The following is a 15,314-nucleotide window of genomic DNA, read 5'->3' as shown; positions in this document are numbered from 1 at the left end:
CAAGGAAAGGGGCTTCGCCCCTAAGTCGCTCCGCGACTTTTACCCCTTTAAGTAAGGTGGTGCGTGGATAAACCACCACACCACCTTACTTTTTTTACCAACAACATTATTTTTACTATTAAAAATAGCGTAAAAGTCCGTTAACCATTGCTAAAACTAAAATAGAACTTAACATAATTTTAAATGTAATATCAAAAGCAAACAAATTACCAATATTATTAAACAATTCAGAAACATTACTAAACACATGTACTATCCCATTAACAAATTTATAAATTTCTTTCATACCAGGCAAATTATTTACAATCAAAATTGCCGCATTTTCAATATGAATATCTAAACGGTATCAAGCACCTTTTTTATAAGGTAATTGTCAAATTTTTCCATAATTAAGTTCACCACTTCAATCAGTAGCATTATAAAGACTAAAATTAAAACCATTAATTGAAATAGACCTATCTTCTGTTAATCTGGTTGTATTAAATCTAATTAAATTAAAACCTTGATATTTTGACCTATCTGTCATATCTAATAATTTTATTGATTGAGTTCATTTATCATTATTAGAAGGTAAAATATTAGTCTTATAATCTCAATTTGAATAATAAGAAAAATAATCATTAGTACTATTTATCGTATAAGCATTATACAATTGCACTTGTGGTTTTAAATAATAAATATCTGTATCAGGAAATCTTAAAATATTAAAAACCATTGATTTTGGATATAATAAAAAACCATTTTTTACAAAAAACACAAAACCTAAATTACCATTATTAGATGTAAAATAAATACATTCTCTAAAATTCGAAATATCAAATATAACTCTTAAAACATTAGAATAAAAATAATCTAAAACTTGAAATAAATTATCCAACGAATAAAAATTTTGTTTAACATCATTAACAAAATAATTACTGTTAGATTTTTTAAGAATATCCATATTAATCAATTCTTTATAATTAAAATTTAAAACTAAATAATTCATATCAAAATGTTTATAACTCTGATTGGCAATAATTGGCATAAATAAATATTGTATAATTTCTCAATTAAAAGTAAATTCATATTTTATATTGTTTTTATAAATAAAAATATCTAACAATTTATTTGGAGTTTCATAATTAATAATTAATTTACCCAAAAAACTCTTAGAAATATCTTTTGGGTTTCAACTTAATAAATAACTTCAAGCAGTATTTTTAATTATATTAAATCAATAATTACTATCATTTTTATCAGCACTTACATTTGGAATAAAAGAAGTTTCAACACCAAAACTAAATGCATAATTACTAGGGTCTAAACCTTGCATAAAATAATCTTGTCGCAACATTAAAGTAGACTGAAAATCATATTCATTTGCTTTTGCATAAGTTAAATCACTAAAACTATCATTATTTCTTGTTTCCGTTTTACAAACATTACTAATATAATTTATAGTTGTAGCACTAAAAAAAAGAAATATTCAACCAAATATTAAATAAAAAATAATAAATATATCTAATAATCGTTTTCGCATTGTTTTGACCCCCTAAACAATAAAAATAATTCTTTAATACCCATAATAATAATTCCAAACGCCATATATAACTGGAAAATAGGATGTGTTGCAATAATAAATAACTGTGCTACTAATTTATAAAAATCATTAGCAGACTCCAAATAATTTTTAACAGTAGAAAAACCCAAATCTGTTGCCACAACAATATTAGCAATAAAACCAAAACCAACGGTTAAACCAATAACAAAGAAAAATATTAATTTTAACATTATTTATCATTCTCCTTATTTATTTTTGCTGACATTCTTGCCTTTTTATTTGCTGAACGAGTACCAACATAATTATTAACTTTTTTACCAGATTTATATGAAAATGAAACAGTACCCTTAACACCTTTGACAATATTAGAACTTGCTTCTAAACTTGCACGAGAAACTGAACTTAAACCACGAGAACTATTAACTAACAAAAAGATAACATTTATAACACCACCAATTACTCAAATTACAAATAAAGGAATATTTGTACCCGGCAACTTTAACACTCACATTCAATCCATTATTTTCATAAAAATATCAACTACAACATTAATGGCACCATTTCATATATCATTAGCAAGTAAATTAATCATTTTCTAACTCTCCTAAATTCTTTAATAAATGTTCCATTCCCATCTCTCGTAATTCATTAAGCGTAATATATTTTTTAACAATACTAGGTCAATTTTGCTTAATATAACTTGGTACTTTATCATTTTTTAAATCACGCACAAACTTTAAATATTTACTATCATATTGCATTGCAATAGATAAAGGAATTGTTATCTTAACAAAATTAATACCAATATCTTTACTAGATTTTTTACGAACTCTTTTTCCGTTTGATGTTCGTTTAACCGTTTCAGTTTTTCATGTTAAATAATCATCTAAATCATCAAAAAAACCTATTTTCATTTTAAAATAAGGAAAAAATATACTAGGTGGAATACATTGCATAGGAACAATAATCATATTAGCAATCTCTCTATATTCGACTCAATTTTGATTAATTCGTTGTCCAGCAAAAACAATATTATTATCAAACTGACGACATAATAAAAAATATGCTTTTAAACCACTAAATTTTTTATCATTTTCCTTAGGGTTTGTACCATTTATATATAAAAATATTTCATCAAATAAAATTAAACTATCATTTGGCGGTATTTTATATTTTTTATTTTTAAAATATAAATGGTTTAAACCTAAAACTCCAATTTTTTCATCATTAATAAAATAATTAGAATAAACATTATCAAATTTAGCAATTTGCGATAAATAAGTCATTAATAAAGTTTTACCAGTACCCAAAGCACCGTTAATAATTGATATTGGACTACTTTTAACAATTTTAACAAGTTTCCGTGTTTGAAAAAGATTACTAAAAAAAGACCAAAAAAGATAATATCAAAAATTACTAAAAAAATAAAAAGGATAATATCTATAACTGATGTAGAACTAAAATATATAAATTGTAAATTAAAACAAACAATAAAAAGATAAAACAAAATATTTGCCATAAATCAATTTACATATCAATAAGAAATCTTAATATTTTTTTGTCTTCTAAATAAATTAAAATAATTTTTAAACATATATCTACACCACCAATCTAATTGTTTTATATAAAATAAATATTGATAATCAAATTAAGAAAAAAACTACTAATCATATACCTATCATAATTACTGAATAAGTAATATTATCAACAGAACTACCAACAAAGTTATCAATTTCAGTTTTCGGAATAAAATAAAAAATTTGTAAAAGACCTTGATATACTCGTTGCAAAAAAATATTTCAGTCCATTATTTTATCCACCTAAAAATACAACTTAAAATTAAAAATAACATCCCAAAAACAAGTATTAAAAATACAACAAATATAACAATATCTAAAATAGCGGGATGATTAACTCCGAAAATAATTGTCATAAATTCATAATATAAATCTCATACACTTTGCATTTTTCTTATTCCTTTCCTAAATGTTAATTACTAAAATCAAGATTAGATTTTATTATTAAATATTAATATCCGTGAATTAACTTTCTGATTGTTTAAATTCCTAAAACCACAAACATTAAAACTAACGGAATAATTAATAACATATGTGAATGTGTCAATTAGTAAACAATTACAATATATAATTTAACATAAAAATTAAACAAAATAATAATGGTTAGAATAATATAAAAATGTTGCTTCTCTGCTGACTGTTAAATATTGGCGTGTCAAATGGTATTTAATAAAGCAAAATGTAGGATAAATAAATGAGTGTAATCTTATGGAATGTGATTTTTTTAATTATTGATTAAATAAGTATAAATTAATTTAATGAATAGTTAAAAAAATAAAAATATGATATATAATGAAATCATAAAAACTAAATTATGCTTTGTACTAGTCCTATAAAGTGTTATAATTTTCATGAGAAAACATCAAAAAAATCTCAATATTAAGACATAGATTAGGACTAGTAATCTATGTCTTTTTTTGTTTGTATAAAGCGTTTTAAGAGGTAAATTAGACACTAAAAGTAAGCAGTCATAAAAAAACCCTAAAAGTAAAAGCAGATACAAATACATACACAGACAAAGAAAAAAACAGATAAGCAAACACCACGGTGCAAAAAGTTTATCTTTGCCCGTGTGTTGTTTGCTGGGTGAATGGTTGCCCGCAGGGCAAACAGAGGGCTTTAGCCCTTTTACTTGATTAAGTAACACAAAGGGAGAAACGGAAAAATAAGAATATTTGACAAGATAAAAATAATTAAATATAGTTAAGTTATGTATTTATTAAATACATATAAATAAAATGAAAGGAATATTATATATGAAAAAAATACTAAGTTTAATCGGAGTAACTACTATAACAACGAGTGGAGGAGCACCTTTAATGGCAATGATACCATATAATTCTTCTTCAAGTTCAAGTAATAGTAATAATAACTTTATAGATAAAAATGCTAACATAAATTTTATTACAAAAGAATATACTTTTAATCCTAATTCTTTTTTAGAAAATGAAATATTATTTGACTGTGAATTAAATCTTACAGAAGAATTAAATATTAATTCTTTTGAAGAATTAAAAGAAAATTTTAATGGTTTTTATTTTAAAAATTTTAATATGTATTTATCTGTTTTCGATAAAGAATTAAACCAAAATACATATATAGTTAATGCTTTAAAACCTAATGAATATTATAATTATATTTCTCTTTCAGATAAAAACAAAAATAATTTTAATTTAAATTTTTATCAATATAAACCAAATAGATATTATGAAGTAGAAATTATTTATAATTTAAATTTTTTCAAAAAAACAGATGATAATTTTTATTTGACAATGTTATTTAGAGCACAAGGTTTTTCAGAAAATAATAATTCAATTAAATTATTTATAAAACCAGAAAATATAATAACTTTTTTAAAAAAAGTTTAATTCTATAAATATTGATTTAAAAAACAACAAATTAATTGTTTTTTATTTGTATTTTGTAATTAAAGTTTATGATAAATATTTTTAATTATACTTATCATTACTATATAAAATAAATTGACATTAAAATTAAAAATATAATAAAAATTAGAATAAAAAAACATTTATCAAAATGTTTAATGTATTCAAACCAATAAAGGTTTTCTGACACGAAACTTTAAATATAAATAAATGTTTTTTTTTTTTTTGTTTTAGAAAGGAAAACAAAAAATGAATGTAAATATAAATGCATATAATCGTTTAACTGGGGAAAATTTATATAAACCTTATATAAACCCTGATTGTTATATTAATCAAAAATATTATGTTAAAAAAGTATATTATAGTCCATATATTAAAACAGTTGTTTTACCGTTAGAGTGTATTAATAGTTTTGGAAAAGGAAATCCAACGGGGATTAAAAATACCGGTGAAAATGAAACTAAATTATTAAATAGTCGTGTTCGTTCACAAAGAAATTGTATTCAAAAAGCAATTCATAACTTTAATGGTTGTCAAAATTTAGGTGTAGAAACCACATACATTTTGTATTTTTGGTTTTTACAGTTTTGGAAAGTAAATTTTTTTAATTTTTTTAATTGAGGAGTTGAAATTATGCAAACAAAGCAATATTTTATTTTGCGGTTCCTAGTGAAAAAGTATGGAAAAGATAATGTTATTAATACTGTTAATAAGATTGCAAAAGATATTGAAATTAAAAAGTAAAAGAATAAATTATTCCGCGTAATTTATTAGCGGATAATTTATTCAGTAGTGTTTTTAATGGAGCGAAGCGACAACGAGCGGAGCGAGTTTGCAAATTTCAATTTTTTAGTTTTTAGAAAGGAGATGTATTATGCCAACTTGATTAACGACAATATTTAGTGTTGTTATTGTATTAGCAATTTTTCTTTATTTTGGTTTATTAATTTACCAAAAAATTCGTCAAATTCGAGGAAAGAAAAAAGATAAAAAAGAAATTGAAAGAAAGGAGAGTAATAAATAATGTTAGGTATGTATTTAACAACAGCGTTTAATTTTTTAACAGCACCTACACCTAAAACTATGACTGAGGGTATGACTGGTATTTGAACGGGTTTGACTAGTGCATTATGAAAAGTTAAAGAAGGTATAACAAATATTTTACCTGAGATAATGGTTTTCTTAGGTGAAGCGTGAATTATATTAATTCCATTTGCTATATTTTGTATTATTAAAATCTTAAACTTTTTCCGTGTTATGGTTAAAGGATTTTAGTATTTATTATAATCGATTATATCTTAGTTAAGGCACACTAGGAATTTTTAGTGAAATAATTGTTTTAATTGGTGATACCATTCATGATAATCAAAAAATAGATGCTATCACATTTGTAAAAAATGAATTTATTAAATAGAAAAATGAACTTATTATATTTACTATTAAAGTTCTTAATAGTTATTTTCAGTGTGCCAATTTTTATTATTTTTATATTTAACAATGTTTATTAACAGTGTTTATTAAACATTAAATAAACAATATATTAGCATTATGTATAACATTGTTAATAATCAGTGTTTATTACAATTAAAAAACATTATATAAACATTATTTATAACATTGTTTATTAAACAAATATTTAGTTAGGAGACTATATTATGGATATGAAATTTAAAACAACTAAGGAATGTAAAAAATTAAAGAGAGATTTTATTATTAGGAATTTTGTTTTTGGTTTTGTTTATTTTCAATTTTTCATTGTTCTTATTGAAATTATTGTAGGTCTTGTTTTGTTTTCAAATAGAGAAATAATTGTTGGTATTTTACTTTTTTCTTTATTTTTATTTTTAATATTTATTCTTTTATTTTTTATAATTCAATGTCATATATGCGAAATTAAAGAATATAAAGTTATGTTGTTAAAGAAAAGAATGTTACCGTTAGAAAATATAATTGGAGGATTAGGAAAAGGCACAATGTTAAGACCAGTAAGACGAGGAGATGATAAAATTGAGTAATTTTGTTAAGAAAAATCAGAATGTAGAAAATTATTTTATTAGTAAGGAATTTATCCCTTTTACAACAGATAAAGCAAGTTTTATTAATTTACCCAATCATAATCGCCATATTGGGTTTTGATTGAGTAATAAGTTTATTTATTCGAGTGAAAAACATTCGGAACAAGTAGCAATCGGTTTGATTTATGATAATTCTTACCCTATTGTAAAATATGATGAAAATTTAAAGCGAAATATTTGAAAATATTTAACTGGAACAGAATTAATTAATTTATATAATCAATATAAACAAAATTATTTTACTAAAATGAAAAAAGCGTTATTTTTAAGTGAACCTAAAAAAGTAAAAGCAAATAATAACAATAATAATTTAACAAATTGAAGTGTTGAAAAAGAACAAGAATTATTTAATGATTTAGAAAGTTTAAATTAAATGAGTTTATATGATTATTGAGTTCAATTTGTTAGTTATATTATTGGTTCAAATGCCCCTGAGTTTTTATATGTTATATCGTTTGTGTTATTTATTGTTTTGTTTTTTGGAATGTTTTTTAAACTTATTCAAAAAATGTGGAGTTTTTAAAAATGCAAAATGATTGAATTAAATTAAAAGAGTTTTTTATTCATATATTTTTGTTTATCGATAAAACGAATGTTGAAAGTATTACAATGTGGAATTTAACGCAAAATGAATATTTAACTTTGATGGTTGGTGTTTGAATTGTGATTTTGTTTTTAACTTGGTTTTTCTTGTGAATGGTTTTTAAAATAGTTGGGTATTTTAAATAATGAAAAAATTTATATTTTTCTTTAAAAACTATTGTTATATTAGTGGTTCAATGCTTTTGTTTAGTTTAATTGATTTATTACTTTGGTTAATTTCTTTGTATTGTGTTGGTTTAGTATTTTGAATATTATTTGCTTTGCAATGTGTATATTTTGTGTGATGATTGTGAAAAAATATTTTTTATCAGTTAAATTCTTTTGGGTTAGTAAATTTTGTTTGAGATAATCCGTTATCGGTAATTATTGGTAAGTTAGGAACTGGTAAAACATTACTTTTAACTTATTTGTCGCAAACTATGAAATTATTGACAGATGAAATTTATAGTAATTATCCGTTAGAAGATGATAAAGTTAAAGTTTTAACATTTAAAAATTTAGATTTTACCGATAGAACAAAACCGGTTCCCCCAGATGATAGAACAAGGTTTTAAAAGAGTACACACAACGCGAAGAATAAAAAAATAAGTTGGAGGTTTATATATGATTAAATTAGTTTTATTGGTGGCGGCGATTGCGATATTTGGTACTGGTTTTATTACTGTTATTATTAATCAATTTACATCAGCAAAAAATATTATTATGGATTTATATAATTCTGATACTTGGTTGTTTTGATTATTTGGGAGAATGGCAGTTTTGTTTAGTCATCCGTTAATGTTAACGATATCAAGTTTATATATTGTTGGGTTTATTGTTTCAAAAACATTGTATAGTTAGGAGTTGAGTTTATGAAAAAATCGTTATCTTTATTTGCCATATTTATTTTAAGTTTTTTGGGTTTGGTTATTCCATTTATTACTTTAACGGCGTTTAGACCCTTAAATGAGGAGCATTATATGCTTAAACAAGAGAATAGTACTGGTAAAGGTATTAATGAAACTGATTTTATTAATACAATGTTTTTACGCAGTAGTTTTTTTGAAAATTGGTCGGAAACAAATTATTTTATTAATCCAACTTTAAAAACATCAAAAAATTTATTGTTTAATGATAAATGGTATTTAGATTTTTTACAAGATAGTTATTCAACCGGAGTTGTTTATGATAAACCTGATGAAATATTTTTGAATTATTATCGACAATGACATAGTTTAAAAAGTCGATATATGGTTGAAAAATTTTATGATGTTAAAAAGGAGAATTTTTTGGATGATTTAACTGATTTTATTTATGCTTTTGCCGTAAAATATAAGATGTTTGATGTATCTAAACAAATTGTGGAGAATGTTGATCGTTATAAAGAAAATCGTTATCCAAGAGTTAAGTTGAAACAAGATAATTGAAAATTAATTTGTAAAAATAATTTTGATAATGAATTTAGTACAAAAAATAATAAATCATATTTGTTTCTTAATTTATTTGATGTAGGTAAATATGGTATATATTTATCAAAAAATAATGGTAATATATCACAAAAAAGAAATAATATTTGATATTTAGAAACATATAATCCAAAAGATTTCGTAATGTTTAACACTGCAAATATAAAATCACTTTATCGTTGAGTTGGTGATAGTGAACCACAAATACCTACCATTGATAAAAACACCGGTGAAATTATTGATTGAAATAGTTATCAACAAAATCGTGTAAAAGAATTTATTAGTTTGTCTTTATATTCTGTTTTGCAGGAAAATATTAGAGTTCAGAAAGGTGGTAGTGCGGATTATGAAAATCCGAATAAGGTTGTAACAAAGCGGATAATTTTTGATTTTGAAACGGTTGATGAATTGGGTGTTAAAAATATTAAAAAAGCAATTTATCGGATGATTTTGACTGTTGATGAAGCAAATTTAATTATTTCTGGTAGTTTAGAGTTAAATAATATTAATAATGATGATTTAAGTTTTAATTTTATTTTTATGCGAATGGGAATGGGTGAAGTTTTTAATTTTAATGGTTCAATTTATTCATCATTAAATAGTAAAGATTTAAAGTATTATCAACAGTTTAGCGGTCAGTTTGATTTATCTAAGTTTTTACAGTCGTTTTTTGGAAGTGCTTTGGTGCCAGTGTTTCAAAATCGTAGTTCGTTTATTGAAAATGGATATATTGATAATTTACAATATGATACTGTTTTAGTTAACTTTTTTGCGTTAAAATTACAAAATTTTAATAATATTTTGTTGAGTGAGAATATTAACGATAAATTGCAATTTGATAAATTATTAAATAGTATGTTTAAGATTTCACAGAAATTTTATACTAATTATTTACGTACGATTTTTGATTTAGAGAATAATACTTATGTTCAAGGTTATAATAAAAAATATGGCTTATTAGTAAATAATGGTTTTAAAATTTACCCACGATATTTTTATTTTTCAGATAAATATAAACAGTTAGATATTAAATTATATTCAGCATTTAAAAATCGGTTTTATACGATTAATAATTATGGTAGTGTTTTTAATTATGATTTTTCGGTTGCTAATAATTATGATATTAAGTTAAATTCGGGTTATGTTTTTGGCGGTGATTTACAAAATAAATATGGTTTGCAATATAAAAAAATTGAAGAACAAAAAATCGGTTATAATGTTTTTGAATTGCAAGCACAAAAAGAGAATGATATGTACCGATATTATGATTTTAATTTTGGGATTTATAATTGACAAGAAATTAATAATGGTGGTTTGTTTCCCGATAAACAATGATTTCAAGTGCAATATATAACTCCTAAAGGTTGATGAGATTTTGGTGCTCATATTAAAAATGCGGTGATTTGAATTGTCAATACTATTCCCGGTGTTAAACAAGTTAATGAATTAGCGAGTGGTGTTGGTAAGGTTTTTGAAACAGTATATAGTTTTTTTAGTCAAATATTTGAAGTATGAAAATTTAATCCCGCATTGTATAGTACAATAACAAATATTTTTTTATTAATTATTTTTATGAAATTTGTGCGATTAATATAAAAAAGGAACTGTTATTCAGTTCCTTTTTGTTCTTTTCAATCTGTAATTTCACCGGTGTTTTTATCAATGGTAGGTATTTGTGGTTCACTATCACCAACTCAACGATAAAGTGATTTTATATTTGCAGTGTTAAACATTACGAAATCTTTTGGATTATATGTTTCTAAATATCAAATATTATTTCTTTTTTGTGATATATTACCATTATTTTTTGATAAATATATACCATATTTACCTACATCAAATAAATTAAGAAACAAATATGATTTATTATTTTTTGTACTAAATTCATTATCAAAATTATTTTTACCAATTAATTTTCAATTACTACCTTCTGGTGGTTGTTGTGAATTATATTGTGGTTCTGGTTTATTATCCCCTCCACCGTTTTCATTATTATTTTCTTTTTTACAACTGATTAGTGTTGTTGTGCTTGTTGCGGTTAATCCGATTGCTTCTATTATGCTAAGTCATTTTTTCATATAGATTGCTCCTTTTTATTGTTTTATATATAATTGATTTTATCACATATCAATTATATATCAATTATTCGTATTAAATATTAATTTTATATATTTTTGATGGTAGGTGTAAATTAATGAAATATATTATTAATAATTTTAATTTGTTTGATTTACAATCAAAATTAAAGAGTTTTTTGAGTAAAAATTATAAAAATAAATATTATAAAAGAATAAAACAAAAAATATTTTCATATATTAATTTGTGTAATGATTATTATAATGGTAATTTTTTGTTGAAAGATTTAATTAAAAAATATTTTAAAAATAAGTTTTCAACTTTTTATTATTGAGCGAATAAAATTTTAATTGCATATAAAAATAATGATTTTGCTGAATTATTATTAAAGTCAACAATTCCTAATAATATTAATTATCAATATAGTAATCATATTCGCAAAAATATTTGTGATTTATATTTTGAATATTGTAATAAACATGCTGGTGGTGTTTTATCTTTGTTTTATAATTTAAAAAAAGGAATTCATGGAGAAGAATTAAAAAATAAAGCACCAAAAAATTTAAAAACATTTTTTCGTTGACTTAAAAAAGATGAAAGATGATTAAAAATAAAAAATAAAATTAAAGAAATTAAAAAACAACATCCAAGATATGAAGTTAAAGAAATAGGTTTGTTACAGATGGACGCTAAATATTTTGTACCAAGTAAATTTCCAGTTGATAAAAAGTATTATGTTTATGATTTTATTGATGAAAAAACAAGATTAGCATTAGGATATGTTTATGATAAATTAAGTACTGATAATGCTATTGATGCTGTTAAAAAAGCAATTAGTGATTTTAAAAATATATTTGGTATTATAATAACACGGATTAGAACTGATAACGGTTCTGAATTTATTAATAATTATCGTAATAATCAAAAAATTAGTGTTAAAAAAACTAATTTTACTCAATTTTTAACAGATAAAAATATTTTGCATCAAACAACACCAGTTCGCTCTCCACAGTCAAACGGTAAGATTGAAAGATTTCATCAAAATTATACTAAATTATTTGTATTTGAAGAAAAAATATTAAATGCAGTTAGTTTACAGAATAAATTAAATGATTATTATTATTTTTATAATTTTGAAAGAGTACATAAGTCTTTAAATTTTCAGACACCATTTAATTTTTTGAATAGTTTAATTAAATAATTTGCGAATTATTATTTTTTGTATTTAAACTAATTTTTAGTTTGTTTAATTTTATATTTTTTATTTATTTATTTTATGATATTTTTTTATTATAAATAAATATTTTTATTATTTTCTTGTAATCTTTAAAATGTGTGTGGTATAATAAATTGTCAAAATTTAGGTTTTACGACTTTAACTTATGCAGAAAATATGCAAGATGTAAAACGGGCTAATCATCAATTTAAATTATTTATTAAAAAAATAAAATATCATTTTTCTAAATATAAAAAAATAAATATGAAAATTTAAAATATTTAGTTGCTTATGAATATCAAAAACGCGGAGCAGTTCACTTTCATATCATATTTAGTGAATATATCCCTAATAAATTAATAAGGAAATATTGACCTTATGGATTAAATAAAAATTTACCCGTTAAAAAAGGTACAAACGAATTTGTTAGTAATTATGTTGCTAAATATGTTGTAAAAGCATATAGTCAAGAAAAATCAAAAAATATTTATGACTTAAATACCAAAGCATATCGTTTTAGTACAAATTGCACCGATCCAGTTGTTAAAGTTGGTGTTATTGAAATGACGAAAGAAGAGTTAAAAATGGCATTATGTGGTGTAAAACATTTTTATATGTTTGCGGATAAACAAAAAAAGCATATGTTAGGTATTAGTATTGATAGTGATTGACATAGTGATTATTTTTGACAAATGGAAGAATATGTTCCATATGATAAAAAAATATTTCGGTTTTTTCATAAAATATCTGATTTAGATAGGTATATAATTCGAAAAAAATATGATAAATACCTTAATTTAGGTAAACAAAAATATATAAAAAAAAGTACTTTCCAAATGGAAAATACTCCTTGTGTAGCATAGTTCTGACACGACCTATACCACATAATTAATTAAAACAAAAAAAAAGAAAAAAACAAGTTGAGAATGTAAATTTATAAATAAATTTATTTTTTGTTATGAAAATATGTAATAGTTGACATATTTATTTTGTTATGTAAAATTAAATTAGAATATTATTTATAACATTTAGTTATATTTAAGTATTCAAACCAATAAAGGTTTTCTGACACGAAACTTTAAATATAAATAAATGTTTTTATTTTGCATTTATATTTATATTCATTTTTAATTATATTTTTCAATTAATTTGTTAATTATTTTTAATTTATTTTCAGCATTTATAATTATTTAAAGTTTTAAACTATATGAAACCTTTATTTACTTAATTAAGTGAAGAAAGGAGTACTTTATTATGTATAAAGTATTATTAGCTCAAATTGATTTTAACCATCAAATGGATAGTAAAGAAAAAGATGGTGAAAAAAATGATAATAAAGGTTTATTTTTTGATATTTTTACCTTTATGCAACTTGATGAAGATTATATGCCAATGCCAGACGAATATATAATAAAGAAAGTAAATTGGCTAATGAATTACCAGAAATGAAAAAAGGTAATTATTATTTAATTGATATTAAATTTCCGGTTGTCACTGATAGAAAAACGGGAAGAAAATATAACAAAGTTAGCGTTGTTAAAGTTGTTCCATACAATAAACAACAAGATTTTATTAATAAATATTCTAATAATTCAACAATAACAGAAAGCAATAGTTAATATGCAACAACAGTTATGTATGGTTTGTATTAATGATATTGTTTGAAAAAATGGGTCTCGTTATTGTTGAAATTGTGTTAATAAAAATGTTGTTTTAATTAATCAATATTATTCTAGGTTAGATAATGACTAAGAAAAAAATAGATTGTTATTTATGTAATAGACAAGATATTATTTGTCCTAAACATAAAAAAATTGTTAAGGTTAAATAATGAGCAAAGAATAAAGATAAATTATTGTTAAATTAGAGGAATTAATGTTAAGGTCATATTTGGTTTCGATAGATGAAATTACTAACGAGCGATGAGAAGCAGTAAAGGAAAATTGGAATGAAAATTAAAGTATTAAATTTTTTAAAAAATAATTGATGAAAAATTTTAATTCATATTTTATTTTATGAATTGTTTTTGGGTCATTATTAATACCTGCTTGTGTTGATGTTAAAGAATTAGAATTTTTTTTAAAAAAATTCGGTTTAATAGCAATTTTAATGGATGTTGGATATTTATATGTTTTGAACATTAATAGGTTCTTATATTGTTCAATTAATTTTATGAATTAAAAATAAAGTTAATAATAGAAAAAATGAAAAGGAGGCTGATTAATTTGGAATATGTATCAGCAGGTATTTTAATATTTTTTATGGTGCCGATTTATGCTTATTTTATTGCTGGAATTATAAAAATTATTAAAGAAAAAGAAACATCAATAATTTTAAGACAAAGTAAAAAAATTCGAAAATTAAAAGTTGAATTGGAAAAAAGAAAACAAAAGGAGGTTAAATAATATGATTACATTTTTATATATTATGGTGTTTATTACATTATTTTTGGTTTTAATATTTTATATTGCTGATAGCATTGTAGCGTTTAAACATCGCAAAGAAATTAAAAATAATCGTGGAATTATTAAATCTCTTAAAGAACAAATAAGACAACAAAAAGTTATTAATAAAATTTAATTAGTAATATTTTATATTACTTTTTAACTTTTTAGGGGTTAAAAATATTGATACTAGTTATTAATTTAGAAAGGAAAATATATTTTATGGATGCAGGTACAACAGGAATTATTAAAGCGATTGAGGGTTGAGCCGGAATGCTTGCTAAATGAGCCGGAGGTTTTACAACTTGATTTTTAGCCTTTTTGGGTGCAAACGCTATTTTAATTATTCCGATTGTATTAATGTTCGTTGTTTTAGGGATTGAAACTTTGCGAAAATTAATACACGGATATTAGTAGTTTTTAACCCCTAAAAAGTTAAAAAGTATTGA

23 protein-coding genes and 2 pseudogenes are annotated in these 15,314 nt (G+C 22.5%); 19 read left to right on the top strand and 6 right to left on the bottom strand.

Features of this window, described 5'->3' with window-relative positions; translation table 4 throughout:
- Positions 1-118: 118 nt before the first annotated feature.
- The 5 genes from SDAV_RS06305 to SDAV_RS06285 all read right to left on the bottom strand — a co-directional run bounded on the left by SDAV_RS06305 (position 119) and on the right by SDAV_RS06285 (position 3,351).
- The gene (locus SDAV_RS06305) at positions 119-1,522 is read right to left on the bottom strand and encodes a spiroplasma phage ORF1-like family protein (protein ID WP_114564926.1); all 1,404 of its coding nucleotides are present in this window, start codon (positions 1,520-1,522) and stop codon (positions 119-121) included.
- A complete protein-coding gene (locus tag SDAV_RS06300) occupies positions 1,504-1,773 on the bottom strand; it encodes a hypothetical protein (protein WP_114564925.1) in 270 nt (89 codons plus the stop codon). Before SDAV_RS06300 ends, SDAV_RS06305 begins: the two co-directional genes overlap by 19 nt.
- Positions 1,773-2,135, bottom strand: a complete 363-nt coding sequence (locus SDAV_RS06295; RefSeq protein ID WP_245938307.1) for a hypothetical protein — start codon at positions 2,133-2,135, stop codon at positions 1,773-1,775. Before SDAV_RS06295 ends, SDAV_RS06300 begins: the two co-directional genes overlap by 1 nt.
- Positions 2,128-2,892, bottom strand: a complete 765-nt coding sequence (locus tag SDAV_RS06290) for a hypothetical protein (RefSeq protein ID WP_245938582.1) — start codon at positions 2,890-2,892, stop codon at positions 2,128-2,130. Before SDAV_RS06290 ends, SDAV_RS06295 begins: the two co-directional genes overlap by 8 nt.
- Before the next feature lie 249 nt (positions 2,893-3,141).
- Positions 3,142-3,351 carry a DUF2649 family protein gene (locus tag SDAV_RS06285; RefSeq protein WP_114564924.1) on the bottom strand — a complete coding sequence of 70 codons (210 nt, stop codon included), beginning with the start codon at positions 3,349-3,351 and terminating at the stop codon, positions 3,142-3,144.
- Positions 3,352-4,376: 1,025 nt separating this feature from the next.
- Between SDAV_RS06285 and SDAV_RS06280 the strand changes: the two genes are divergently transcribed.
- From SDAV_RS06280 to SDAV_RS06235, 10 genes and pseudogenes are all read left to right on the top strand, one after another.
- Positions 4,377-4,988 (top strand): hypothetical protein, encoded by a 612-nt coding sequence (locus SDAV_RS06280; RefSeq protein WP_114564923.1) that lies wholly within the window; start codon positions 4,377-4,379, stop codon positions 4,986-4,988.
- 267 nt (positions 4,989-5,255) lie between these two features.
- Positions 5,256-5,750 carry a hypothetical protein gene (locus tag SDAV_RS06275; protein ID WP_114564922.1) on the top strand — a complete coding sequence of 165 codons (495 nt, stop codon included), beginning with the start codon at positions 5,256-5,258 and terminating at the stop codon, positions 5,748-5,750.
- A gap of 130 nt (positions 5,751-5,880) precedes the next feature.
- Complete coding sequence (locus tag SDAV_RS06270) at positions 5,881-6,030, top strand: hypothetical protein (protein ID WP_015979229.1); 150 nt, start codon at positions 5,881-5,883, stop codon at positions 6,028-6,030.
- A complete protein-coding gene (locus SDAV_RS06265) occupies positions 6,030-6,281 on the top strand; it encodes a hypothetical protein (RefSeq protein ID WP_071937632.1) in 252 nt (83 codons plus the stop codon). The genes SDAV_RS06270 and SDAV_RS06265 overlap by 1 nt, the downstream gene beginning before the upstream one ends.
- 380 nt (positions 6,282-6,661) lie before the next feature.
- The gene (locus tag SDAV_RS06260) at positions 6,662-7,021 is read left to right on the top strand and encodes a hypothetical protein (protein WP_114564921.1); all 360 of its coding nucleotides are present in this window, start codon (positions 6,662-6,664) and stop codon (positions 7,019-7,021) included.
- Positions 7,005-7,454, top strand: a complete 450-nt coding sequence (locus tag SDAV_RS06255) for a DUF3627 domain-containing protein (protein WP_114564920.1) — start codon at positions 7,005-7,007, stop codon at positions 7,452-7,454. The genes SDAV_RS06260 and SDAV_RS06255 overlap by 17 nt, the downstream gene beginning before the upstream one ends.
- 152 nt (positions 7,455-7,606) lie before the next feature.
- Positions 7,607-7,810, top strand: coding sequence for a DUF2649 domain-containing protein (locus SDAV_RS06250; protein WP_105299284.1), 204 nt, complete (start codon positions 7,607-7,609; stop codon positions 7,808-7,810).
- Positions 7,810-8,223, top strand: a pseudogene (locus SDAV_RS14430) (hypothetical protein); the annotation flags it as partial. The gene SDAV_RS06250 and the pseudogene SDAV_RS14430, both read left to right, overlap by 1 nt.
- Before the next feature lie 64 nt (positions 8,224-8,287).
- A complete protein-coding gene (locus tag SDAV_RS06240) occupies positions 8,288-8,524 on the top strand; it encodes a hypothetical protein (protein WP_114564276.1) in 237 nt (78 codons plus the stop codon).
- 11 nt (positions 8,525-8,535) lie between these two features.
- Positions 8,536-10,725 (top strand): spiroplasma phage ORF1-like family protein, encoded by a 2,190-nt coding sequence (locus tag SDAV_RS06235; RefSeq protein WP_114564919.1) that lies wholly within the window; start codon positions 8,536-8,538, stop codon positions 10,723-10,725.
- A gap of 11 nt (positions 10,726-10,736) precedes the next feature.
- Here the strand turns inward: SDAV_RS06235 and SDAV_RS12035 are convergent, their stop codons facing one another.
- The gene (locus tag SDAV_RS12035) at positions 10,737-11,207 is read right to left on the bottom strand and encodes a lipoprotein (RefSeq protein WP_186823330.1); all 471 of its coding nucleotides are present in this window, start codon (positions 11,205-11,207) and stop codon (positions 10,737-10,739) included.
- A gap of 116 nt (positions 11,208-11,323) precedes the next feature.
- Here SDAV_RS12035 and SDAV_RS06225 point away from each other — a divergent pair, with 116 nt between their 5' ends.
- From SDAV_RS06225 to SDAV_RS06200, 9 genes and pseudogenes are all read left to right on the top strand, one after another.
- The gene (locus SDAV_RS06225) at positions 11,324-12,406 is read left to right on the top strand and encodes a DDE-type integrase/transposase/recombinase (RefSeq protein ID WP_114564918.1); all 1,083 of its coding nucleotides are present in this window, start codon (positions 11,324-11,326) and stop codon (positions 12,404-12,406) included.
- Positions 12,407-12,690: 284 nt separating this feature from the next.
- Positions 12,691-12,867 (top strand): annotated as a pseudogene (locus SDAV_RS14710) (rolling circle replication-associated protein); the annotation flags it as partial.
- 117 nt (positions 12,868-12,984) lie between these two features.
- On the top strand, positions 12,985-13,284 hold the full coding sequence (locus SDAV_RS06220) for a hypothetical protein (protein ID WP_114564917.1): 300 nt from the start codon (positions 12,985-12,987) through the stop codon (positions 13,282-13,284).
- Between the two features lie 391 nt (positions 13,285-13,675).
- Positions 13,676-13,891 (top strand): hypothetical protein, encoded by a 216-nt coding sequence (locus SDAV_RS06215; RefSeq protein WP_114564916.1) that lies wholly within the window; start codon positions 13,676-13,678, stop codon positions 13,889-13,891.
- Entirely contained in the window at positions 13,867-14,040 is a 174-nt protein-coding gene (locus SDAV_RS12030) for a hypothetical protein (protein ID WP_186823329.1), read from the top strand. Before SDAV_RS06215 ends, SDAV_RS12030 begins: the two co-directional genes overlap by 25 nt.
- A gap of 1 nt (position 14,041) precedes the next feature.
- The gene (locus SDAV_RS14055) at positions 14,042-14,173 is read left to right on the top strand and encodes a hypothetical protein (RefSeq protein ID WP_281268773.1); all 132 of its coding nucleotides are present in this window, start codon (positions 14,042-14,044) and stop codon (positions 14,171-14,173) included.
- Positions 14,174-14,646: 473 nt separating this feature from the next.
- Positions 14,647-14,826 carry a hypothetical protein gene (locus SDAV_RS06205; protein WP_114564914.1) on the top strand — a complete coding sequence of 60 codons (180 nt, stop codon included), beginning with the start codon at positions 14,647-14,649 and terminating at the stop codon, positions 14,824-14,826.
- Between the two features lies 1 nt (position 14,827).
- Positions 14,828-15,001 (top strand): hypothetical protein, encoded by a 174-nt coding sequence (locus SDAV_RS12025; RefSeq protein ID WP_155522136.1) that lies wholly within the window; start codon positions 14,828-14,830, stop codon positions 14,999-15,001.
- A gap of 86 nt (positions 15,002-15,087) precedes the next feature.
- The gene (locus SDAV_RS06200; RefSeq protein WP_114564913.1) at positions 15,088-15,279 is read left to right on the top strand and encodes a hypothetical protein; all 192 of its coding nucleotides are present in this window, start codon (positions 15,088-15,090) and stop codon (positions 15,277-15,279) included.
- Positions 15,280-15,314: the final 35 nt, after the last annotated feature.

The sequence above is a fragment of the Spiroplasma phoeniceum P40 genome, from assembly GCF_003339775.1.
Classification (GTDB): domain Bacteria; phylum Bacillota_I; class Bacilli_A; order Mycoplasmatales; family Mycoplasmataceae; genus Spiroplasma; species Spiroplasma phoeniceum.
This window is presented reverse-complemented; position numbering and strand designations above follow the sequence as displayed.